General features: G+C 71.2%; 23 protein-coding genes, 1 tRNA gene and 1 riboswitch. Of the genes, 14 read left to right on the plus strand and 10 right to left on the minus strand.

All coding sequences use genetic code 11. The annotated features are described in order from the left end of the window. Positions 1-4: 4 nt before the first annotated feature. Positions 5-955, plus strand: coding sequence for a PLP-dependent cysteine synthase family protein (locus ACFYNX_RS05710; protein WP_125661523.1), 951 nt, complete (start codon positions 5-7; stop codon positions 953-955). Between the two features lie 15 nt (positions 956-970). Here ACFYNX_RS05710 and ACFYNX_RS05715 read toward each other — a convergent pair whose 3' ends face one another. Beyond that, on the minus strand, positions 971-1441 hold the full coding sequence (locus tag ACFYNX_RS05715) for a type II toxin-antitoxin system PemK/MazF family toxin (protein WP_388658049.1): 471 nt from the start codon (positions 1439-1441) through the stop codon (positions 971-973). 200 nt (positions 1442-1641) lie between these two features. Between ACFYNX_RS05715 and ACFYNX_RS05720 the strand changes: the two genes are divergently transcribed. Beyond that, the gene (locus tag ACFYNX_RS05720; protein WP_125661517.1) at positions 1642-2394 is read left to right on the plus strand and encodes an MBL fold metallo-hydrolase; all 753 of its coding nucleotides are present in this window, start codon (positions 1642-1644) and stop codon (positions 2392-2394) included. 93 nt (positions 2395-2487) lie between these two features. On the opposite strand, the gene ACFYNX_RS05725 is transcribed toward ACFYNX_RS05720, so the two are convergent. Both ACFYNX_RS05725 and ACFYNX_RS05730 read right to left on the minus strand, forming a co-directional pair. Next, positions 2488-3762, minus strand: coding sequence for a PTS transporter subunit EIIC (locus ACFYNX_RS05725; protein WP_125661514.1), 1275 nt, complete (start codon positions 3760-3762; stop codon positions 2488-2490). Positions 3763-4028: 266 nt separating this feature from the next. Then, a complete protein-coding gene (locus ACFYNX_RS05730; protein WP_388658053.1) occupies positions 4029-5327 on the minus strand; it encodes a PTS transporter subunit EIIC in 1299 nt (432 codons plus the stop codon). Positions 5328-5562: 235 nt separating this feature from the next. Here ACFYNX_RS05730 and ACFYNX_RS05735 point away from each other — a divergent pair, with 235 nt between their 5' ends. The 4 genes from ACFYNX_RS05735 to rdgB all read left to right on the plus strand — a co-directional run bounded on the left by ACFYNX_RS05735 (position 5563) and on the right by rdgB (position 7735). Continuing rightward, positions 5563-5796: a glucose PTS transporter subunit EIIB gene (locus tag ACFYNX_RS05735; RefSeq protein WP_030210103.1), complete on the plus strand. Its 234-nt coding sequence runs from the start codon at positions 5563-5565 to the stop codon at positions 5794-5796. Between the two features lie 88 nt (positions 5797-5884). After that, on the plus strand, positions 5885-6616 hold the full coding sequence (gene rph / locus ACFYNX_RS05740) for a ribonuclease PH (protein ID WP_365538745.1): 732 nt from the start codon (positions 5885-5887) through the stop codon (positions 6614-6616). 112 nt (positions 6617-6728) lie between these two features. After that, positions 6729-7109, plus strand: a complete 381-nt coding sequence (locus ACFYNX_RS05745) for a hypothetical protein (RefSeq protein WP_388658058.1) — start codon at positions 6729-6731, stop codon at positions 7107-7109. 23 nt (positions 7110-7132) lie between these two features. Next, positions 7133-7735: an RdgB/HAM1 family non-canonical purine NTP pyrophosphatase gene (rdgB, locus tag ACFYNX_RS05750; RefSeq protein WP_125661501.1), complete on the plus strand. Its 603-nt coding sequence runs from the start codon at positions 7133-7135 to the stop codon at positions 7733-7735. 56 nt (positions 7736-7791) lie between these two features. Here the strand turns inward: rdgB and ACFYNX_RS05755 are convergent. The 3 genes from ACFYNX_RS05755 to bcp form a co-directional block, all read right to left on the minus strand. Then, positions 7792-7875, minus strand: a tRNA-Leu gene (locus tag ACFYNX_RS05755). Between the two features lie 46 nt (positions 7876-7921). Beyond that, a complete protein-coding gene (locus ACFYNX_RS05760) occupies positions 7922-9418 on the minus strand; it encodes an MFS transporter (protein WP_365538737.1) in 1497 nt (498 codons plus the stop codon). Positions 9419-9528: 110 nt separating this feature from the next. Further along, on the minus strand, positions 9529-10002 hold the full coding sequence (bcp, locus tag ACFYNX_RS05765; RefSeq protein ID WP_121829874.1) for a thioredoxin-dependent thiol peroxidase: 474 nt from the start codon (positions 10000-10002) through the stop codon (positions 9529-9531). A gap of 141 nt (positions 10003-10143) precedes the next feature. Here bcp and ACFYNX_RS05770 point away from each other — a divergent pair, with 141 nt between their 5' ends. From ACFYNX_RS05770 to ACFYNX_RS05780, 3 genes are all read left to right on the plus strand, one after another. Continuing rightward, positions 10144-10464, plus strand: coding sequence for a DUF3618 domain-containing protein (locus ACFYNX_RS05770; RefSeq protein ID WP_125661495.1), 321 nt, complete (start codon positions 10144-10146; stop codon positions 10462-10464). A 101-nt stretch (positions 10465-10565) separates the two neighbouring features. Beyond that, positions 10566-10904 (plus strand): co-chaperone GroES, encoded by a 339-nt coding sequence (locus ACFYNX_RS05775; RefSeq protein WP_030210124.1) that lies wholly within the window; start codon positions 10566-10568, stop codon positions 10902-10904. Between the two features lie 71 nt (positions 10905-10975). After that, positions 10976-11049, plus strand: a riboswitch (guanidine-III (ykkC-III) riboswitch). 30 nt (positions 11050-11079) lie between these two features. Continuing rightward, positions 11080-11400 carry a DMT family transporter gene (locus ACFYNX_RS05780; protein WP_388658064.1) on the plus strand — a complete coding sequence of 107 codons (321 nt, stop codon included), beginning with the start codon at positions 11080-11082 and terminating at the stop codon, positions 11398-11400. Between the two features lie 4 nt (positions 11401-11404). Here ACFYNX_RS05780 and ACFYNX_RS05785 read toward each other — a convergent pair whose 3' ends face one another. Further along, positions 11405-13774 (minus strand): transglycosylase domain-containing protein, encoded by a 2370-nt coding sequence (locus ACFYNX_RS05785; RefSeq protein ID WP_388658067.1) that lies wholly within the window; start codon positions 13772-13774, stop codon positions 11405-11407. Between the two features lie 165 nt (positions 13775-13939). Between ACFYNX_RS05785 and ACFYNX_RS05790 the strand changes: the two genes are divergently transcribed. The 4 genes from ACFYNX_RS05790 to ACFYNX_RS05805 are packed head-to-tail and all read left to right on the plus strand — an operon-like array spanning position 13940 to position 17885. Next, the gene (locus ACFYNX_RS05790) at positions 13940-14740 is read left to right on the plus strand and encodes an ABC-2 family transporter protein (RefSeq protein WP_365539011.1); all 801 of its coding nucleotides are present in this window, start codon (positions 13940-13942) and stop codon (positions 14738-14740) included. Then, positions 14733-15605 carry an ABC transporter permease gene (locus tag ACFYNX_RS05795; protein WP_388658069.1) on the plus strand — a complete coding sequence of 291 codons (873 nt, stop codon included), beginning with the start codon at positions 14733-14735 and terminating at the stop codon, positions 15603-15605. The genes ACFYNX_RS05790 and ACFYNX_RS05795 overlap by 8 nt, the downstream gene beginning before the upstream one ends. Before the next feature lie 10 nt (positions 15606-15615). Beyond that, a complete protein-coding gene (locus tag ACFYNX_RS05800) occupies positions 15616-16605 on the plus strand; it encodes an ATP-binding cassette domain-containing protein (RefSeq protein WP_388658072.1) in 990 nt (329 codons plus the stop codon). Between the two features lie 11 nt (positions 16606-16616). Continuing rightward, positions 16617-17885, plus strand: coding sequence for a DUF445 domain-containing protein (locus tag ACFYNX_RS05805; RefSeq protein WP_388658075.1), 1269 nt, complete (start codon positions 16617-16619; stop codon positions 17883-17885). Between the two features lie 68 nt (positions 17886-17953). Here the strand turns inward: ACFYNX_RS05805 and ACFYNX_RS05810 are convergent, their stop codons facing one another. Then, entirely contained in the window at positions 17954-18256 is a 303-nt protein-coding gene (locus ACFYNX_RS05810; RefSeq protein ID WP_388658078.1) for a hypothetical protein, read from the minus strand. 69 nt (positions 18257-18325) lie between these two features. Beyond that, positions 18326-19333, minus strand: coding sequence for a hypothetical protein (locus tag ACFYNX_RS05815; protein ID WP_388658081.1), 1008 nt, complete (start codon positions 19331-19333; stop codon positions 18326-18328). 287 nt (positions 19334-19620) lie between these two features. On the opposite strand from ACFYNX_RS05815, the gene ACFYNX_RS05820 reads away from it, so the two are divergent. Continuing rightward, positions 19621-20034 carry an NUDIX hydrolase gene (locus tag ACFYNX_RS05820; RefSeq protein ID WP_388658084.1) on the plus strand — a complete coding sequence of 138 codons (414 nt, stop codon included), beginning with the start codon at positions 19621-19623 and terminating at the stop codon, positions 20032-20034. A gap of 141 nt (positions 20035-20175) precedes the next feature. Here the strand turns inward: ACFYNX_RS05820 and ACFYNX_RS05825 are convergent, their stop codons facing one another. Next, positions 20176-20661, minus strand: coding sequence for a TrmO family methyltransferase (locus tag ACFYNX_RS05825; protein ID WP_388658087.1), 486 nt, complete (start codon positions 20659-20661; stop codon positions 20176-20178). Between the last annotated feature and the right edge of the window lie 26 nt (positions 20662-20687).

Consider the following 20687-nt stretch of genomic DNA (forward strand, 5'->3'; position numbering starts at 1 on the left):
CCACATGCGCTACGACTCCCCGCTGGCGGCGGTCGGCAACACGCCCCTGGTCCGCCTCCCCCGGCTCTCGCCCTCGGACGACGTCCGGATCTGGGCGAAGCTGGAGGACCGCAACCCCACCGGCTCGGTCAAGGACCGCCCCGCGCTCCACATGATCGAGCAGGCGGAGAAGGACGGCCGGCTCACCCCCGGCTGCACCATCCTGGAGCCGACCAGCGGCAACACCGGCATCTCCCTCGCCATGGCCGCCAGGCTCAAGGGCTACCGCATCGTCTGCGTCATGCCCGAGAACACCAGCGAGGAGCGGCGCCAACTGCTGACCATGTGGGGCGCGGAGATCGTCCCGTCCCCGGCGGCGGGCGGCTCCAACACGGCGGTGCGCGTCGCCAAGGAGCTGGCCGCCGAGAACCCGTCCTGGGTGATGCTCTACCAGTACGGCAACCCGGACAACGCCGGCGCGCACTACGCCGGCACGGGCCCCGAGATCCTCGCCGACCTGCCCTCGATCACCCACTTCGTGGCCGGGCTCGGCACCACCGGCACCCTCATGGGCGTCGGCCGCTACCTGCGCGAGCACAAGCCCGACGTGAAGATCGTCGCCGCCGAGCCGCGCTACGACGACCTCGTCTACGGCCTGCGCAACCTCGACGAGGGCTTCGTACCGGAGCTGTACGACGCCTCCGTCCTCACCACCCGCTTCTCCGTCGGCTCCGCCGACGCGGTCACCCGCACCCGCGAACTCCTCCAGCAGGAGGGCATCTTCGCGGGCGTCTCCACCGGCGCGGCCCTGCACGCGGCCATCGGCGTCGGCAACAAGGCCGTCAAGGCGGGGGAGAGCGCCGACATCGCCTTCGTCGTCGCCGACGGCGGCTGGAAGTACCTGTCGACCGGCCTCTACACGGCCGCGACGACCGAAGAGGCCATCGAGACGGTCCAGGGCCAGCTCTGGGCCTGAGCCTCCCCGGGGGTCTCAGCGCGCGAGATGACGGACCCGGTCCCACAGGGCCGGGTCCACCTCTCCCACCCTCCGCCGGAAGTCCGCCACCGGCACGTCCCGCAGCTCGTCCGTCTCCAGGAAGCTCGCCCGCCCCCGCGCGTCGCCCACCGTCCCCGCCGGCAGCGCGATCACCCCGGGCCGCTCCTCGTGGTGCTTGCTGGTGATCTTGGCGACGAGCGCATCGCTCCCGCGCACCGCGAGCACCAGACAGGGCCGGTCCTTGGACCCGGGCCCGTCCTCGAAGGGCACGTCCGCCCACCAGATCTCCCGGGCCTTGGGCCCCCGCCCCTTGCGCGGTTCCGCGGGCCGGGCCGGCGGCCGGGTCCGCCCCGAGGGGCGGCGGGAGGGGGGACGGCGCGGCGACCGCTTGCGCCCGTCGACGACCGCCACCACCAGCGCGAGCACCACGACCCCGACCAGCGCGGGCCACCACGACGTGTCCATACCGCACGACGGTACCGGTGCGCGGTTGCCTCCGCCGTGGCGGGGCGGCATCCATCCGAACCGGTGACAGAGCCCGTGAGTTCGCCCACAACCGGCCACCACGAAGGAGCGACGGGCCCCGGCGCGCCTTACGCTCGACAGACCGCACAGCCTCCCCTCCCCTGCGCATTCCCGCACCCGTCCACGGAGGTTCACGCTCCATGAAGCTCACCGTCGTCGGCTGCTCGGGGTCGTTCCCGTCCGCGGACTCGGCCTGTTCGAGCTACCTCGTCGAGGCCGACGGCTTCCGGCTGCTCCTCGACATGGGCAACGGCGCCCTGGGCGAGTTGCAGCGCCACATCGGTCTGTACGACCTCGACGCGATCTTCCTCAGCCACCTGCACGCCGACCACTGCATCGACATGTGCGGCTACTTCGTCGCCCGCTACTACCGGCACGAGGGCGGGCGCTGCGACGCGATCCCCGTCTTCGCCCCGGAGGGCGCCGAGCAGCGGCTGACCACGGCGTACGCGGACACGCCGTCGCCCACCGCGATGGGCGAGGTCTTCGACTTCCACACGCTGAAGTCGGGCGCCTTCGAGCTCGGCCCGTTCTCCGTCCGTACGGAGAAGGTGTGCCATCCGGTCGAGGCGTACGGCATCCGGGTCGAGCACGGCGGCCGCTCGCTCACGTACTCCGGGGACACCGGCACCTGCGAGGCGCTGCACGAGCTGGCCGAGGGCACCGACCTCTTCCTCTGCGAGGCCTCCTTCACCCACGGCAAGGAGGACGTACCGGACCTCCACCTCAACGGCCGCGAGGCCGGCGCCCAGGCGGCCCGCGCCGGGGTCGGCCGCCTGGTCCTCACCCACATCCCGCCGTGGACGGACGGCGAGCGGAACCTGGCGGACGCACGCGAGGTGTACGCGGGACCGTCGGAGCTGGCGAGATCGGGCGCGGTGTACGAGGTCTGAGGACGGTCCGCACGGACACGGGTCCGCGCACAGACACGAGAAGGCCCCGGAACCTGGACGGTTCCGGGGCCTTCCGCCGTGCTGCCGTACGGCTTACTTCGCCTCGGCCTTCTGGAGCTCGGCGAGCTCCTCGTCGGACTCGCGGCCCGGCGTCGGGAGGTTGAACTTGGTGATCGCGAAGCGGAAGACCACGTAGTAGACCGCCGCGAAGACGAGGCCGATCGGGATGATCATCCACGGCTTGGTCGCGAGACCCCAGTTCAGGAAGTAGTCGATCGCGCCGGCCGAGAAGCTGAAGCCGTGGTGCACGCCCAGGGCCCAGGTGACGGCCATGGCGACGGCGGTCAGGATCGCGTGGATCACGTAGAGCACCGGGGCGATGAACATGAACGCGAACTCGATCGGCTCGGTGATGCCGGTGACGAAGGAGGTCAGCGCGAGGGAGACCATCATGCCGCCGACGACCTTGCGGCGCTCCGGGCGGGCGCAGTGCGTGATGGCGAGCGCGGCGGCCGGGAGGGCGAACATCATGATCGGGAAGAAGCCGGACATGAACTGACCGGCGGTCGGGTCACCGTGGAAGAAGCGCGGCAGGTCGCCGTGCCAGACGGCACCGGCCGAGTCCTTGTAGGAGCCGATCTCCTGCCAGGCGACGGTGTTGACGAACTGGTGCATGCCGATCGGGAGCAGACCGCGGTTGACGACGCCGAAGATGCCCGCGCCGACGGCGCCCAGGCCGGTCATCCACTCGCCGAAGTCGGTGATGACGTTGCCGATGGGCTCCCAGACCAGGCCGAAGAAGACACCCATGACGGTGCCGACGAAGGCCATGATGATCGGGACGAGGCGGCGGCCGTTGAAGAAGCCGAGCCAGTCGACCAGCTTGGTGCGGTGGTACCGCTGCCATATGACGGCCGCCAGCAGGCCCATGACGATGCCGCCGAGGACCTTGGGGTCGTTGTAGGTGGCGGCGACGTCGACACCGTTGTTCTCGGTGGTGTTGACGACGCCCTCGGTCACGGGGAACGCGGTCAGCACGTTCTTGTAGACCAGGAAGCCGACCAGGGCGGCGAGGGCGGTGGAGCCGTCGGCCTTCTTGGCGAAGCCGATGGCGATGCCGACGCAGAACAGCAGGGGCAGGTTGGCGAAGACCGCGTCGCCGGCGGTGGCGAAGACCTTCGCGACCTTGTCCCAGCCGAGGCCGTCCTTGCCGAAGACGTCGTCCTGGCCCAGACGGAGCAGGATACCCGCGGCCGGCAGTACGGCGATCGGCAGCTGCAGGCTGCGACCGACCTTCTGCAGGCCCTGGAACAGGCCGGATCCGCGCTTCTTGGCGGGAGCGGCGGCCGGGGCGGTGGCCGTACTCATCAACTTCCTCCAGTAAGGCAAGGCGCCGCCAGAGAAGTCAAAGGGGGTGACGGCGGCGTCTCGTGGAACGCGGTGGTCTGGACCGCGTGGTCTACACCAATGAGTGGTGTAGACCAGTTTTAGCACGCGCGACTTAGATAAGGAACCTGTGAATTCTCACCCGCTCGGACACGCTCCGTAGCGGACGCGGAAAGGCCCCCGGACCACGAGGTCCGGGGGCCTGGGGCGGGCCCCGCCGCGGGAGGCGCGGCGGCGCTACCGAGGGCTCACTTCACGTTGTCCCGCTCCATCTCCGCCTCCACCTCCTCCGGCTCGCGGCCGGGCGTCGGGAGGTCGAACTTGGTGATCGCGAACCGGAAGACCACGTAGTACACGACCGCGAAGGCCAGACCGATCGGGATGATCAGCCACGGCTTCGTCGCCAGGTTCCAGTTGATCACGTAGTCGATCAGACCGGCCGAGAAGCTGAAGCCGTCCTTCACCCCGAACGCCCAGGTCACCGCCATCGAGACGCCCGTGAGCACGGCGTGGATCGCGTAGAGGACCGGGGCGATGAAGAGGAACGAGTACTCCAGCGGCTCGGTGATGCCGGTGACGAACGAGGTCAGCGCCACCGACAGCATCAGACCGCCGACCTCCTTGCGCCGGTGCGGCCGGGCGCAGTGCGTGATCGCGAGCGCCGCCGCCGGCAGCGCGAACATCATGATCGGGAAGAAGCCCGTCAGGAACTGGCCGGCGTCCGGGTCGCCCGCCAGGAACATGGGGATGTCACCGTGGACCACCCCGCCGCCCGGCTTCTCGTACGTGCCGAACTGGAACCAGATCGGCACGTTGAGGAACTGGTGGAGGCCGATGACGAGCAGCGCCCGGTTCGCCACGCCGAAGATGCCCGAACCCCACGCGCCCAGCCCGACCAGCCAGTCGCTGAAGCTCTCCAGGGCGTCGCCGATCGGCGGCCAGATCCACAGGCAGAGCGCGGCGAACGCGATCGCCACGAACGTCATGATGATCGGGACGAGACGGCGGCCGTTGAAGAACCCCAGCCAGTCGACCAGCTTCGTCCGGTGGTAGCGCTGCCACAGGTACGCGGTGAGCAGACCCATGACGATGCCGCCGAAGACGCCGGGATTCTGGTACGTGTACTCGGCGAAGGAGTCGTCCGCGCCCAGGCAGCCGCCGCTGATGTCCCGCGTCCCCTCCGGGCAGTCCTTCGGGAACTGCCGGAGCACCGTGTAGTAGACGAGGAAGCCGACCACCGCCGCCAGCGCCGTCGAACCGTCCGCCTTCTTCGCCATGCCGATCGCGACGCCGATGCAGAACAGCAGCGGCAGACCGAGGCCGCCGTCGAGCAGCGCGCCGCCCGCACCCGCCATCACCTTGGCGACGTTGTCCCAGCCGAGACCTTTGGCGCCGAAGACGTCCGGCTGCCCGAGCCGGTTGATGATGCCGGCGGCCGGCAGCACGGCGATGGGGAGCTGGAGGCTGCGGCCCATCTTCTGGAGGCCCTGGAAGAGACCGCTGCCCCAGGACTTCTTCGGCGCGGCCGCGGCGCTGTCGCTACTCATGGGCGTCCTCCCTGCCCGGAACAAGCCGGGTGCGCGTCTCGTTGCACGGTGGTGTAGACCAGTTGCGGTAGGCTCCGGGAGCCCGCTGAGGACAGGCCGCCGGTGATCGTCATCATTCGGCAGAACGGCGGCACTCGCTCGCGAAGTTGGGCCAACCGTGGGTTACCGTGTCAAAGCGGACCGCAGGTGCGCCGACATTCGCGTCCTCGCGAACGGAACGGACAGGGAGAAACACATGGCCACCAAGGCTGAGAAGATCGTCGCCGGGCTCGGCGGCATCGAGAACATCGAAGAGGTCGAGGGCTGCATCACCCGCCTGCGCACCGAGGTCGTGGACCCCGCCCTCGTCGACGAGGCCGCCCTGAAGGCCGCCGGCGCCCACGGCGTCGTGAAGATGGGCACCGCCATCCAGGTCGTCATCGGCACCGACGCGGACCCGATCGCCGCGGACATCGAGGACATGATGTGAGGACCCGGTGCGAGTGACCGACTCGCATCGGAAGGGCCCGTTCCGGCAGGGGAACGGGCCCTTCGCCGTATCCCGATACGCTCCTCCCATGTCTCGTATCGACGGCCGTACCCCCGAACAGCTCCGCCCCGTCACCATCGAACGCGGATGGAGCAAGCACGCCGAGGGCTCCGTCCTCATCTCCTTCGGCGACACCAAGGTCTTCTGCACCGCCTCCGTCACCGAGGGCGTCCCGCGCTGGCGCAAGGGCAGCGGCGAGGGCTGGGTCACCGGGGAGTACTCGATGCTGCCCCGCTCCACCAACACCCGCGGCGACCGCGAGTCCGTCCGCGGCAAGATCGGCGGCCGCACCCACGAGATCTCCCGCCTGATCGGCCGCTCCCTGCGCGCCGTCATCGACTACAAGGCGCTCGGCGAGAACACGATCGTCCTCGACTGCGACGTCCTCCAGGCCGACGGCGGCACCCGCACCGCCGCCATCACCGGCGCGTACGTCGCCCTCGCCGACGCCGTCGCCTGGGCCCAGTCCAAGAAGCTCGTGAAGGCCGGCCGCAAGCCCCTCACCGGCACCGTCGCCGCCGTCTCCGTCGGCATCGTCGACGGCGTCCCCCTCCTCGACCTCCGCTACGAGGAGGACGTCCGCGCCGACACCGACATGAACGTCGTCTGCACCGGCGACGGCCGCTTCGTCGAGGTCCAGGGCACCGCCGAGGCCGAGCCCTTCGACCGCAAGGAGCTCAACGCCCTCCTCGACCTGGCCTCCGGCGGCTGCGCCGACCTGGCCCGGATCCAGCGCGAGGCCCTCGAGGGAACCCTCTGAGGAACCCCCGAGGAACCCTCCGGGGCGCCACGGCGTCCTGACGGACAACGGGCGCACGGACACGATCCGTGCGCCCGCACGACCGTCGTGAAGTACAGGGGGAGGACCCACCTTGAAGCGCCGCCTCGCACTCGCCGTGGCCACGGCCGCCACGCTCACCACCGTCCTGAGCGGCTGCTCGGCCCTCGACACCGCCCTGGACTGCGTCAGGACCGCCGACGCGATAGCCACCTCGGTGAGCAACCTCCAGCAGGCCGTCTCCAGCGCCTCGAACGACCCGACGCAGATCGAGGAGGCCCTGACCTCGATCTCCACCGAGCTGGGCAACCTCAAGAACACCACCGACGACGCGGACCTCTCCAAGGCCGTCGACGACCTCACCAAGGGCGTCGACTCCGTCCGCGCGGCGGTGAAGAACGGCGACACCACCCCGGACATCACCCCGATCACGGACGCGGCGGGCGAGGTCACGAAGGTCTGCACGCCGGGCTGACCGGGCCCGGGATAATCGACGGCATGACCCGTCTGATCCTCGCCACCCGCAACGCGGGCAAGATCACCGAACTCCACGCGATCCTCGCCGACGCGGGCCTCGACCTCGAACTCGTCGGCGCGGACGCGTACCCGGAGGTGCCCGACGTCAAGGAGACCGGCGTCACCTTCGCGGAGAACGCCCTCCTCAAGGCCCACGCCCTCGCGCAGGCCACCGGCCTGCCCGCCGTCGCCGACGACTCCGGCCTCTGCGTCGACGTCCTCAACGGTGCCCCCGGCATCTTCTCCGCCCGCTGGTCCGGCACCCACGGCGACGACCGCGCCAACCTGGACCTGCTCCTGGCCCAGCTCTCCGACATCGCGGACGAACACCGCGGCGCCTCCTTCGCCTGCGCCGCCGCCCTCGCCCTCCCCGACGGCACGGAACGCGTCGTGGAAGGCACCATGCCGGGCACCCTCCGCCACACCCCCGCCGGCACCAACGGCTTCGGCTACGACCCGATCCTCCAGCCCGAGGGCCACGACGTCACCTGCGCGGAACTGACCCCGTCCGAGAAGAACGCGATCAGCCACCGGGGCAAGGCGTTCCGCGCGCTTGTACCGGTGGTACGGGAGCTGCTGGGCTGAGTCCCGGAACGGAAAACGGCCTGCACGCCGATCACTCGGCGTGCAGGCCGTTCCGGTGCGGCCGGAGGGACTCGAACCCTCACGGGTGTTACCCCACTGGGACCTAAACCCAGCGTGACTGCCAGTTCCACCACGGCCGCTCGCGCGACCATCGTAGTGGTCGCCGGGGCGCCCGTGACCGGGGCGTCAGAACTTCGGCTCCGGGGCCCGGGCCATGACCATCTGCGCCGCCTCCTCGTGGGTCTCCACCGACGGGGGCGAGCCCTCCAGGGGCTGTCGGGCCGTCTCCTTCATGCAGGCCACGGCGACGACGCCGACGAGGGCCGCGCCCATCGCGTAGTACGCCGGCACCAGGTTGCTGCCGGTCGCGCCGATCAGGGCCGTGATCACGAGGGGGGTCGTGCCGCCGAAGAGGGACGTGGAGAGGTTGTAGCCCACCGAGAGGGAGCCGTAGCGGACGTCCGTCGGGAAGAGCGCCGGGAGCGCCGCCGACATGGTGCCGAGCATGCAGACCAGGGACAGGCCGAGCATTAGCATGCCCGCCGTGACCGCCGGGATCCCGCCCCGGCCGATCAGCAGGAACGCCGGGAGGGAGAGGAAGAGGAAGCCCAGCATGCCCGCCATCAGGACCGGCCTGCGGCCGAAGCGGTCGTTCAGCCTGCCCACCCGCGTGATGATCAGCATCAGGAGGACCATCACCAGGAGCAGGATCAGCAGGCCGTGCGTCTCGCCGTAGCCGAGCTCGTCCGAGAGGTACGTCGGCATGTAGGAGAGGACCATGTAGTCCGCGATGTTGTACGCGCCCACCAGCGCGACGCACAGCACCAGCATCGGCCACTGCTGCCGGAAGATCTTCGACAGGTCGCCCTTGGCCGTGGTCTCCACCGCGTCCGCCGCCTCCGACGGGTGCGCCGCGTCGGACTCCAGGCGCTGGAAGGCCGGCGTCTCGTCGAGCCGCATCCGCAGGTAGAGGCCGACCAGGCCCAGCGGCCCCGCCACCAGGAACGGCACGCGCCAGCCCCACGCCTCCATCGCGTCGGAGCCGAGCCACGCGGTGAGCGCCGTCACCAGGCCGGCCGCGCCGACGTACCCCGCCAGGGTGCCGACCTCCAGGAAGCTGCCGAAGTAGCCCCGCCGCCGGTCCGGCGCGTACTCGGCTATGAAGGTCGAGGCCCCGCCGTACTCACCGCCCGTCGAGAAGCCCTGGAGCATCCGGAAGGCGATCAGGAGCACCGGGGCCCAGAAGCCGATGGAGGCGTACGACGGGATCAGGCCGATCGCGAAGGTGCCGGCCGCCATCAGGATCATGGTCAGCGCGAGGACCTTCTTGCGGCCGAGCCGGTCGCCCATCGGGCCGAAGAACATGCCGCCGAGCGGACGGACCAGGAAGGCCACGGCGAAGGTCGCGAACGACGACAGGAGCTGGACCGTGTCGTTCCCGGACGGGAAGAAGACGTGCCCGAGGGTGGCGGCGAGGTAGGCGTAGACGCCGAAGTCGAACCACTCCATGGCGTTGCCGAGCGAGGCCGCCTTCACGGCCCGCTTGATCGCCGCCTCGTCCGTCACCGTGATGTCGGTCCGCCGCAGCCTGGGCCGCTTGCGCCGGCTGGCGGCCCTGAAGAGCCGGGGGTGGCGTCTCAGGGCCTCGGGGTCGGCCGCGTGGTCAGTGTCGGGGGCCGGCATGACCGTCCGTCCTCTCTGCGGGAAACACACACAAGAGGCTCTTCTGCGCGGTCGTGGCACTCGCAAACGGGGATCGCCCGGAGTGCGACCCCCGTCACATGCGGGGGGCGTCAGGCCTCGACGCCCAGGTCCCGGATGATCTTGGCGACGTGGCCGGTGGCCTTCACGTTGTAGAGGGCGCGCTCGACCTTCCCCTCCTCGTCGACGACCACGGTGGAGCGGATCACGCCCGTCACCGTCTTGCCGTACAGCTTCTTCTCGCCGAAGGCGCCGTACGCCTCCAGGACCTTCTTCTCCGGGTCGCCGACCAGGGTGACCTTCAGGTCCTCCTTCTCGCGGAACTTCGCCAGCTTCTCCGGCTTGTCCGGCGACACGCCGATGACGTCGTACCCGGCGCCCGCGAGCAGCTCCAGGTTGTCGGTGAAGTCGCAGGCCTGCTTGGTGCAGCCGGGGGTGAGGGCGGCGGGGTAGAAGTAGACGATGACCTTGCGGCCCCGGTGGTCCGCGAGGGAGACCTCGTTGCCGTCCGCGTCGGGCAGGGTGAAGGCGGGGGCGGTGTCGCCGGGCTGCAGTCGCTCGCTCATGGCTCTCCTCGGGAAACGTTCGCGTACGCGTCCAGAGCCTAATGGGGGTCTGGGGCGTCCCTTCGGCGGCGGAACTGACAGACTGTCCATCAACGACCGGATCACGACGATCACGGCGATCACGACTACGGAGGCAGTGCGGTGTCGGACGCCAGGACCCCTGCGCAGATCGAGGCGGACATCGTCCGCCGGCGCGAGCAGCTCGCCGTCACTCTCGACGAGATCGGCATTCGAGTGCACCCGAAGACGATCATCGGGGACGCGAAGGCGAAGGTGGCCTCGACGGTCGACCAGACCGCCGGCCGCGCCTTCGTCGCCGTCAACCGGGTCGTCTCGGACGTGAAGGCCCACCTGACCCACGCGGACGGCGCGCCCCGTCTGGAGCGCGTGGTGCCGGCGGCGCTCGCGGTCGTCGCGGTCGTCGGGCTGATCGCCTTCGCCGGCCGCAAGGGCAAGGGGTGACGGTTCCGGACGCCGCCGGTGCGGCTTCCGACGCGGTCGTCGTGGGCGGCGGGCGCGGCTCCCGTGCACGGGCGACACGCCCGGACGGGTAGGTTCGCCCCGTGAGCGAGAACACCCACGACAAGCTGCCCATCCGGATGCTCCACGACCGGGTCCTGGTCCGTACCGACTCGCCGGAGGGGGAGCGGCGCTCCGGCGGCGGGATCCTGATCCCGGCGACCGCCGCCGTCGGCCGGCGCCTCGCCTGGGCCGAGGTGGTCGCGATCGGCCAGAACGTCCGCACGGTCGAGACCGGCGACCGGGTCCTGTACGACCCCGAGGACCGCGCCGAGGTCGAGGTGCGGGGCGTCGCGTACGTGCTGATGCGCGAGCGCGACCTGCACGCGGTGGCGGCGGACCGGTTCCAGGGGACGTCCGACTCGACCGGGCTCTATCTGTAGGCCGGGCTCCGTCCGCGGACCCTGGGCGCGCGAACCCCGTGAGGCCCCGGTGACCATGGTCACCGGGGCCTCCGTCCTTTCTTTGCTAGCCTGGAAGGACCCCGACGAGACGCGCCGTACCGGGTTGACGACAAGACGACGCACCCCTGTCGTTCCGTCTCACGGAGGTGCCGTCATGGCCTGGATCCTTCTCGTCGTCGCCGGTCTGCTGGAAGTCGCCTGGTCGATCGGGATGAAGTACACCGAGGGCTTCACGCGCCTCTGGCCGAGCCTGTTCACCGGCGCCGGGATCGTCGCCTCCATGCTGCTGCTGTCGCAGGCGGCCAGGACGCTGCCGATCGGTACGGCGTACGGCGTGTGGGTCGGCATCGGCGCGGCCGGTGCGGCGGTGTTCGGCATGGTGGTCCTGGGGGAGCCGGCGACCGCCGCCCGCATCTTCTTCGTCTGCCTGCTGCTCGTGGCCGTGGTGGGCCTGAAGGCGACCTCGGGTCACTGACGGGTCACTGACCGTCCGGTGACGGGTGGGTGGGCGTGCCCCGTTCGGCGGTACGGGGCCCGGTCTCCGGTCCGGGGGCGTCCGGGGCGCCGCCCCGACTCGCCGGGACCGCTCCCGGGCCCGCCTCCCCGGTCACGTACTCCTCCGGCTTCTCCGTCTCCCGCGCCCCTTCCGTCCCGTCCGGTGTCGGCGTCGCGGGCGGCGGTTCCTCGGCCCCCGGCATCAGGTCGAGGTCGAAGTCGCTCGGGGGCGTCTCCGCCAGGGCCTCGCGGGTGAACCGTCCCCAGATCTCGGCGGGCGCCCCGCCCCCGGCGACCCGTTCCACGCCGAGCGCGCCGTACAGCGGCTCCTGGTGGCCGGTCTCGGGGTCCTGGCCCATCAGCGCGACTACCGTGGCGAGTTCCGGGGTGTAGCCCGCGAACCAGGCGGCCTTGTCGTCCTCCGCCGTGCCCGTCTTGCCCGCCGCAGGGCGCCCGGCGGTCTGCGCGGCCGTCCCGGTGCCCGTCTCGACGACGCTCCTGAGGATCGACGTGGTGGTGTCGGCGGCCTCGCGGCTCACCGCCTGCCGGGGGCGCGGGTCCGGCAGGTCCAGTTGCTCGCCGCCCCGGGTGACGCCCTCCACCAGGGTGTACGTGCCGAGCCTGCCGTGGGCGGCGAGCGTGGCGTACGCGGTGGCCATGTCCAGGACGCTGGCGGTGGCCGCGCCGAGCGCGATGGAGGGGGAGGCGGTGAGGTCGGGGGTGGAGCCGGGCACGCCGAGGGCGATGGCGGTCCGGCGGACGTGCGCGGGGCCGACGTCGACGGCCATCTGGGCGTAGACGGCGTTCACCGACAGGTCGGTGGCGGTGCCGACGGGGATCTCGCCGTAGCTCGCGTCGTCCTCGTTGGCGGGGTCGTACGGGCTGCCGCTCCAGCCCTCCACCGGGCGCCGGTTGGTCCCGTCGTACAGCGTGGACGGGGTGATGGGCCGGCCCTGCTGGGTCTGGGCGCCGCTCTGCACGGCCGCCGTGAAGACGAAGGGCTTGAAGGTGGAGCCGACCTGGTAGTCGCGGCGGGTGGCGTTGTTGACGTACTGGCGGGTGTAGTCGATCCCGCCGTACAGGGCGAGGACCTGGCCGTTCGCCGGGTCGACGGCCGCCGCCCCGACCCGTACGAAGCGGTCGGCGGGGTTGCGGTCCGGGTCGAGCCGGGAGACGACCCGGTCCTCGACGGCCTCGGCGAGGGCCTCCTGCTTGGCGGGCTCCAGGGTGGTGGTGATGCGGAAGCCGCCGGCGGCGAGGGTCTTCTCGTCGAGGACGCCGTGGCTCGTCAGGTACTCCTCGACGGCCTGGACGACGTAACCGCGCTGTCCGGACAGGGCGGTGACGGGGCGTGCGGTCTGGGGGTCGGGGAAGCGGAGGGCGGCGCGGCCGGCCCGGTCCAGCCACCCCTCGGTGACCATGCCGTCCAGGACGTAGTGCCAGCGGGCGACGGCCTTGTCGCGGTTCTCGGGGTGGGTGGTGACGTCGTAGGCGCTGGGGGCCTTGAGCAGGGAGGCGAGGTACGCGCCCTCGGCGGTGTCGAGCTGCTCGACGTCCTTGCCGTAGTAGGCGCGGGCGGCGGCCTGCACGCCGTAGGCGTTGCGCCCGAAGTAGCTGGTGTTCAGGTAGCCCTGGAGGATCTCCTGCTTGCCCTTCTCGCGGCCGAGCCGGATCGCGATGAAGAACTCCTTCGCCTTGCGGCTGAGGGTCTGCTCCTGGCCCAGGTAGTAGTTCTTGACGTACTGCTGGGTGATGGTGGAGCCGGACTGGCGGCCCTTGCCGGTGACGGTGTTCCAGGCGGCGCGGACCATCGCCTTGGGGTCGACGGCCCGCGAGGTGGAGAAGTCGCGCTCCTCGGCGGCGAGGACGGCCTGCTGGAGGGAGAGAGGGATCCGGTCGAGCCGGACGTTCTCGCGGTTGACCTCGCCATCGCGGGCGAGGGGGGTGCCGTCCCGGTAGAGGTAGACGTTGGACTGGGCGACGGCGGCGGCGTTGGCGGGCGGGATCTCCACCAGGAGGTAGCCGGCGGCGAGGGCTCCGGCGAGGAGCAGGACGCCGAGCAGCAGGGTGCCGACGAGGAAGCGGAGGAGGCGCCGGAAGGGGCCCCGGCGGCGTCGGCGGTCCCGGCGGCCCGGGCGGGGCTCGGGGGCCGTCGCCCGGACGGGCGGGTGCGGCGGGTGCAGGGTGGGATCCCTCGGCTCCCAGCCCGGGCAGGACGTCCGGGGGGTGCCGCCCGGGTCGCTCGCGCCGGGGCCGGAGCCCGTGCCGGAGTCCGTAACGGAGTTCGTACCGGGGTCCATGCCGGAGTCCGTACCGGGGCCCGTGCCGGAGAAGGGGGACGAGGAAGGGGACATGGCATCCCATAGTGCCCGGTATGACCGGAAAGTCCCGTACGCGACTCGAATGTGACGTGAAAACGGGTCGCGACGGACACCGCGCCCCCGCTAGGGTCGTGCGCTTCGCCTCCATGCACCCCTCGCACTCCTCCATCCACCCCTTCCCGGAAAGGGAGCCCCATGCTGCGGCTGTACGCGACGGTGGCCGCGGGCGGGTTCCGGCGCTACGCCACCTACCGGGTGGCGACGGCGGCGGGCGTCTTCACCAACAGCGTCTTCGGCCTCGTCCTCTCCTACACGTACGTCGCCCTCTGGGACGAACGGCCGCACCTCGGCGGCTACTCCATGGACGACGCCCTCGCCTACGTCTGGATCGGGCAGGCCCTCCTCACCGTCTGCGGCCTGATGGGCGGCGGCTTCGAGGAGGAGCTGATCGAGCGGATCAGGACCGGGGACATCGCCGTCGACCTCTACCGCCCCGCCGACCTCCAGGCCTGGTGGTTCTCGGCCAACGCGGGCCGGGCCGCCTTCCAGCTCCTGGGCCGGGGCGTCGCCCCGATGGTGATCGGCGCGCTCGTCTTCGGCTTCACGCTGCCGTCCGGGCCGGCCGGCTGGGCGGCGTTCCTGCTCGCGGTGGCGCTGGGCTCGGTGGTCGGCTTCGCGCTCTGGTACCTGGTGGCGATGAGCGCCTTCTGGCTGCTCGACGGCCAGGGGGTGATGCAGGTGGCCTGGCTGGGCGGCCTGTTCTTCTCGGGGATGCTGCTCCCGCTGAACGTCTTCCCGGGCGCCCTGGGCGAGGTCGCCCGGACGCTGCCCTGGGCCTCCCTCCTCCAGGTCCCGGCCGACGTCTACCTGGGACGGTACGAGGGCCGGGAGCTGGCGGGGGCGTACGCCTTCCAGGGCTGCTGGGCCCTGGCGCTGCTCGGCGCGGGCCGGGCGGCGCAGGCGCTGGCGACGCGGAAGGTGGTGGTGCAGGGTGGCTGAGACGACGACCACGACGTCCGCCGGGGGCACGGGGGACGACCCGTCCCGTACGGACGGCGCCCTCGGCGACTCCCTCCGCACCTACCGGATGGTCGCGGCCATGTGGATCCGCTCCACGATGACGTACCGCCTCTCCTTCGCCCTCACCCTCTTCAACAGCTTCTGCGTCACCTTCTTCGACTTCGTCGTCATCCTCCTGATGTTCGGCCGGGTGAAGGGGCTCGGCGGCTTCTCCTTCGCGGAGGTCGCCTTCCTGTACGGGACGGCCGGCACCGCCTTCGGGATCGCGGACCTGACGATGGGCTCGCTCCAGCGGATGGGGAAGCGGGTCAGGGACGGCTCGCTCGACACCTTCCTGATGCGCCCGGCGCCGCTGCTCGCGCAGGTCGCGGCGGACAGGTTCGCGCTGCGCCGCTTCGGCCGGGTCGCGCAGGCGCTGCTCGTCCTGGTCTGGAGCCTGGTCCTGCTCGACGTGGCGTGGACGCCGGTGAAGGTCGTGCTGCTGCCGGTGACGGTGGTCTGCGGGGCGGTGATCTTCGGCGCGGTGATGGTGGTCGGCGCGTCCGCGCTCTTCTGGATCCAGGACGCGGCCGAGGTCACGAACTCCTTCACGTACGGCGGGAACACCCTCCTCCAGTACCCGCCGTCGATCTTCGCGCAGGAGCTGGTGCGGGGTGTCGTGTACGTGGTGCCGCTGGCGTTCGTGAGCTGGCTGCCCGCCCTGTACGTGCTCGGCCGGCCGGCCCCGGCGGGGGTGCCGGACTGGGCGGCGTTCGCGTCGCCCCCGATGGCGCTCGTCTGCTGCGGGGTCGCGGGCCTCGCCTGGCGGGCGGGGATCCGCTCGTACCGATCGACGGGAAGCTGAGGACTCCGGGATGTCGTCCACCGAACCCTTCATCCATCTGGACGGGGTGGAGAAGACCTTCACGGTCCGCCGCAGGGCGGGCCTGGTCCGCCGCGAGAAACGGGACGTCCGGGCGGTCGACGGGATCTCGTTCGTGGTGGAGCGCGGCGAGATGGTCGGCTACATCGGCCCCAACGGGGCCGGGAAGTCGACCACCATCAAGATGCTGACCGGCATCCTCACCCCCAGCGGCGGCCGGCTGCGGGTCGCGGGCATCGACCCGTCCCGCGAGCGCACCCGCCTGGCCCGGCGGATAGGGGTGGTCTTCGGGCAGCGGACCACGCTCTGGTGGGACCTGCCGCTGAGGGACTCGTACGCGCTGGTGCACCGCATGTACCGCATCCCCGACGCCCGCTACCGCGAGAATCTCGGCCGCTGCGTGGAGCTCCTGGACCTGGGGGAGCTGCTCGACGTGCCGGTGCGGCAGCTCTCGCTGGGACAGCGGATGCGCGGCGACATCGCGGCGGCGCTGCTGCACGACCCGGAGGTGCTGTACCTGGACGAGCCGACGATCGGCCTGGACGTGGTGTCGAAGGCGAAGGTGCGGGAGTTCCTGAGGGACCTGAACGAGGAGCGGGGCACGACGGTCCTCCTGACCACCCACGACCTGACCGACATCGAGCAGCTCTGCTCCCGGGTGATGGTCATCGACCACGGGCGCCTGATGTACGACGGCGAACTGTCCGGCCTGCACGCCGTCGGCGAGAGCGAACGGCTCCTGGTGGTGGACCTGGAGCGCGAGCTGCCCCCGATCGAGGTGCCCGGGGCCCGCTTCGTACGGGCGGAGGGACCCCGCCAGTGGCTCGCCTTCCCGGCGACGGACTCGGCCGCCCCACTGGTCGCCGCGGTGGCCGCCGCGCATCCGCTCGTCGACCTGTCGGTGCGGGAACCGGACATCGAGGCGGTGATCGCGAAGATGTACGGGGGAACTCGGGAGGAGCGCCGGGAGTCCCTGAGGTAGGAGGTCGACGCATGGTGAGTTTCTCGTACACGGCCGCGGACGAGGAGAAGAGCAGGGGCGTCCGGCGCATGAAGGCGCTGGCGACGTCCCTGCTGCTCCTCGTGGCGGTGGTCTACGCGCTGGCGACGTGGGCGCGGAACTCCGGGGCGGGAGCCTGGGCGGGGTACGTGGCCGCGGCGGCGGAGGCGGGCATGGTGGGCGCGCTCGCGGACTGGTTCGCGGTGACGGCCCTCTTCCGGCACCCGCTGGGGCTGCCGATCCCGCACACGGCGATCATCCCGAAGAAGAAGGACCAGTTGGGCACGTCCCTCGGCGTCTTCGTCGGCGAGAACTTCCTCTCCGCCGACGTCGTACGGGGCAGGCTGACGGCCCTGGGCATCGGCGGCCGCCTGGGCGCCTGGCTGGCGGACCCGGCGCACGCCGACCGGGTGGTGGCGGAGCTCTCCACGGCCCTGCGGGGCGCGCTGACGGTGCTGCGGGACGCGGACGTGCAGGCGGTGGTGGGGGAGGCGATCACCCGGCGGGCGGAGGCGGTGGAGATCGCGCCGCCCCTGGGCAAGACGCTGGAGAAGGTCGTCGACGACGGGGCGCACCGCCGGGCGGTGGACCTGATCTGCACCCGGGCCCACGACTGGCTGGTCACCCACGGGGACTCGGTGATGGACGCGGTCCAGGGCGGGGCGCCGGGCTGGACCCCGCGCTTCGTGGACAAGCGGATCGGCGAGCGCGTCTACAAGGAACTGCTCCGCTTCGTCACGGAGATGCGGGACATGCCGGGGCACCCGGCGCGCGGGGCGATCGACCGCTTCCTGGCGGACTTCGCGGTCGAGCTCCAGTCGGACACGGACACCCGGGTCCGCGTCGAGCGCCTGAAGTCCGACCTGCTCGCCCGTCCGGAGGTCCAGGACATCATCGCCTCGGCGTGGTCGTCGGTCCGCGCCCTGATCATCGCGGCGGCCGAGGACGACCACAGCCAGCTCCGCCTGCGCGCCCGCACCTCCCTGATCTCCCTGGGCCGGCGCCTCTCGACGGACGCCCGCCTGCGGGCCAAGGTCGACGGCTGGGCGGAGGACGCGGCGGCGTACGTCGTCACCACCTACCGCGACGAGATCACGTCCCTGATCACGGACACGGTCGCGAGCTGGGACGCCACCCAGACCTCCCGGAAGATCGAGGCGAACATCGGGCGCGACCTGCAGTTCATCCGGATCAACGGGACGGTGGTGGGGGCGTTGGCGGGGTTGTTGATCTATACGGTGAGCCACGGGTTGGGGGGCTGAGGGCCCTTTTCGGCGGTGCGGGGCTCGGGTCCTGGTGGACCAGGGCCCCGGGCCCCGTTCCCTCGGGCTCAGTCCTTGTCGCGGGTGACGGCCCAGGAGGCGGCGGCGACGGCCCCGGCCACGGAGAAGACGGCGGGCCAGGCGCCGATCTTCTTCGCGAGCGGGTGCGACCCGGCGAACGCGGCGACGTAGGCGGACGTCAGCCCCACGGACGCCTTCGCCCCGCCCACCCGCTGCCACTCCCGGGCCGCCACCCCACCGGCCACGGCGAGCACGGCCCCACCGAGCGGCCGCTTCTTGGTCCACCGGGCGACGGCGTACCCGCCGACGAGTCCGGTGGCGGCGGTGAGGTGGGAGGGGATGCGGGGCATGGCGGGGCCTTTCGGGTCGACGGGTCGTCCTTCGAGCCTACGAGGTGCGGGCGGGGCCCCTGCGCGAGGTCACGGTTCGATGGGAACGCGGGAGCCGCCGTGGGCTTCCCGGTCGGGCGAGGGCGCGTCAGAAATGCGGGAGAGGCACGGGGCACACAGCGTCTCGTCCCCGAGGGGCCGGAACAGCATCGGCTGGACGTGGTCGCCGGAGCACTCGCGCGCGCCTTCGAGCCGAGGGGAGAGCCGGGGCCCGGACGGCTGGGGTCCGGACGGCGGTGACACGAGCTGGGGCAGGGCGCGGGGCGGCACCTCCCGCAGCAGGTACCGGACGAGCCCGCCGGGCCGGTGTACGGGCGTCCCGGCACCGGGGAGGCCGCGCAGGACGTGCTCGTGGACGTCGGCGGAGGTGTGCCCGGCGTCGAGCCAGCGCGCGGCGAGGCGGGCGAGTTCGTCGCGCATGCCGGGCGGGATGTGCCGGAGGGCGGGGGAGAGGAGCGGCAGCGCGCCGACGAGAGCGCGGGCCTCTTCCTGCCGGGGGCTGGCGACGGGTGTGGTCTCGTCACCAGGTGCATCGACCGGTTCGTCGGCCGCCGACGGAAGGTTGGAGGTGTCCCCTACGGGTTCTTCCTCTGGATGATCGCCGGTCGACGGGGCCTCCGGAGCACCAGCGGTCGGGACACCGACGGCTCGATTCCGCGGACTCGGCGCGACCTGCGCGAACATCTGGTCCTCGCAGGCGGGAAGGGGGGTCCGGGCGAGGATCTTGGCGGCCTCGTCGGCGGTCAAGGGGGCGCTGGAGACGAGCTGTTGGGTGATCCAGTGCCCACCGGCACCCTGGACCCGCCGCTCGTGCACGAACCCCTCTTCCTTGAGCTGCCGCTTGGCGCGCCCGAAGGCGCAGGACCCGATCCGGGCACGCTCGGCGGTCCGGGAGAGCGATTCCCGGGCTCCCCGAGGAAGCGAGAGCTGCCAGGTGAGAAGGCGCACGGCGTCGGAGTTGAGGCGGGGGTGCCGGATGATCTCGTGCGAGTACTGGCCGAAGGCGCGGGAGGGCACGATAACGTTGCGGTAGATCACTGTGGGTCCTGTCCACTGGTGGTTCAGGCCCTCGCCGATGGTTGCAGCCGTCGACGGGGGCCGTTTTGTGCGACCGTATCGCGCACAAGGTGTCCAACTCGACACGCCGAGTGAAGATCACCTGTATGGGTGATCTTCAAACTCTGCCGCAGTTTTTGGCGACACCGTGACGCTCACACGTCTTCTTGGCGTCAGGTTTTCCCCGACGTCATGTGGGTCTCCAGAAACTCGGCGCCCCGTTTCATGTCCATCGATACGATCTGCCCAGCCATCCTGGAGGAGCAGACGTGACGAACCAGAACACGCACGAGCGCCCAGGCGTTGCCGCTGCCATCGTCGTGAACGAGGGGCGTGTGCTGATGGTGCGCCGCCGGGTCAGCGAGGGGCGGCTCTCCTGGCAGTTCCCGGCCGGAAAGGTCGAATGTGGCGAGACCCGCGAGGACGCCGCCGTGCGGGAGACCCAGGAGGAGACCGGGCTGACCGTGGCGGCCGTGAAGCTGCTCGGTGAGCGCGTCCACCCGGAGACGGGTCGACTGATGTCGTACACCGCGTGCGAGGTACTGGGCGGAACGGCTCATGTCGCGGACACCGAGGAATTGGCCGAACTGGCCTGGGTGGCTCATGACGAGATCCCCGAATACGTGCCGTACGGGCTGTTCGAGCCGGTACAGGAATACTTGGACGCAGCCCTCATTTTCTGAGAAATCCTGGCGCCAAGGGCTACGCACACAGCAACTCGTTCCAAGGACCACGTTGATGGACCTCGCCCGGGTCGGCACAAGGCCGTGGACACCCGGCTGGAGGCGACAGCAGTTCATGGGCAGGACTGCACTCACCCCGCCTCAACGCTCGGAGGCGTCCCGCCAGTAGTCCGCCAGCATCTCGCCCGGCCACGCCGGCTGGGAGACGGGCCCACGGGGCAGCATCTCCTGGAACACGGCCACGAGGTCGACGACCTGGGTCCCCTCGTCGGCGTCGAGGTCCGTGACGTGCAGGTCGAGCCCGTCGACCTTGAGCAGCCTCGGGAAAGAGGTCGCGAGCCGGGCCGGGCGCCGGTGGTTGTGGTGCACGAAGGTCCCGGTCGCCGGCCAGGCGGGATTGTCGCGGGGACTGCGCGCGTGGAGGGCGACGTCGTCCGGGGAGCCGAGGTTGAAGAACCAGGTGACCTGGAGGTGGGAGAACTCCTCGATGCCCCGCAGCGTCTCGACGGGGAACTCCGGGCGCAGGCGGATGATCGACTCCACACCGCCCTTGAAGTCGTCGAGCTTTCCGGCGTGGCCTCCGACGACGTCGGCAATGACCGGGACCTCGATGAACTCTGTTGCCACGGCTGGTCCTTCCTCCTTGGTCGGCG

It is taken from the genome of Streptomyces sp. NPDC007872 (assembly GCF_042868165.1).
GTDB lineage: Bacteria > Actinomycetota > Actinomycetes > Streptomycetales > Streptomycetaceae > Streptomyces.

Bases quoted from the DNA above. Each gene is read 5' to 3' on its own strand.
- ACFYNX_RS05720 (WP_125661517.1), top strand. From the start codon at position 1,642: ATGAAGCTCACCGTCGTCGGCTGCTCGGGGTCGTTCCCGTCCGCGGAC.
- ACFYNX_RS05810 (WP_388658078.1), bottom strand. From the start codon at position 18,256: ATGCCCCGCATCCCCTCCCACCTCACCGCCGCCACCGGACTCGTCGGC.
- ACFYNX_RS05715 (WP_388658049.1), bottom strand. From the start codon at position 1,441: ATGGACACGTCGTGGTGGCCCGCGCTGGTCGGGGTCGTGGTGCTCGCG.
- ACFYNX_RS05785 (WP_388658067.1), bottom strand. From the start codon at position 13,774: ATGTCCCCTTCCTCGTCCCCCTTCTCCGGCACGGGCCCCGGTACGGAC.
- ACFYNX_RS05760 (WP_365538737.1), bottom strand. From the start codon at position 9,418: ATGCCGGCCCCCGACACTGACCACGCGGCCGACCCCGAGGCCCTGAGA.
- rdgB (WP_125661501.1), top strand. From the start codon at position 7,133: ATGACCCGTCTGATCCTCGCCACCCGCAACGCGGGCAAGATCACCGAA.
- ACFYNX_RS05800 (WP_388658072.1), top strand. From the start codon at position 15,616: ATGTCGTCCACCGAACCCTTCATCCATCTGGACGGGGTGGAGAAGACC.
- ACFYNX_RS05805 (WP_388658075.1), top strand. From the start codon at position 16,617: ATGGTGAGTTTCTCGTACACGGCCGCGGACGAGGAGAAGAGCAGGGGC.
- ACFYNX_RS05730 (WP_388658053.1), bottom strand. From the start codon at position 5,327: ATGAGTAGCGACAGCGCCGCGGCCGCGCCGAAGAAGTCCTGGGGCAGC.
- ACFYNX_RS05735 (WP_030210103.1), top strand. From the start codon at position 5,563: ATGGCCACCAAGGCTGAGAAGATCGTCGCCGGGCTCGGCGGCATCGAG.
- rph (WP_365538745.1), top strand. From the start codon at position 5,885: ATGTCTCGTATCGACGGCCGTACCCCCGAACAGCTCCGCCCCGTCACC.
- ACFYNX_RS05725 (WP_125661514.1), bottom strand. From the start codon at position 3,762: ATGAGTACGGCCACCGCCCCGGCCGCCGCTCCCGCCAAGAAGCGCGGA.
- bcp (WP_121829874.1), bottom strand. From the start codon at position 10,002: ATGAGCGAGCGACTGCAGCCCGGCGACACCGCCCCCGCCTTCACCCTG.
- ACFYNX_RS05780 (WP_388658064.1), top strand. From the start codon at position 11,080: ATGGCCTGGATCCTTCTCGTCGTCGCCGGTCTGCTGGAAGTCGCCTGG.
- ACFYNX_RS05710 (WP_125661523.1), top strand. From the start codon at position 5: ATGCGCTACGACTCCCCGCTGGCGGCGGTCGGCAACACGCCCCTGGTC.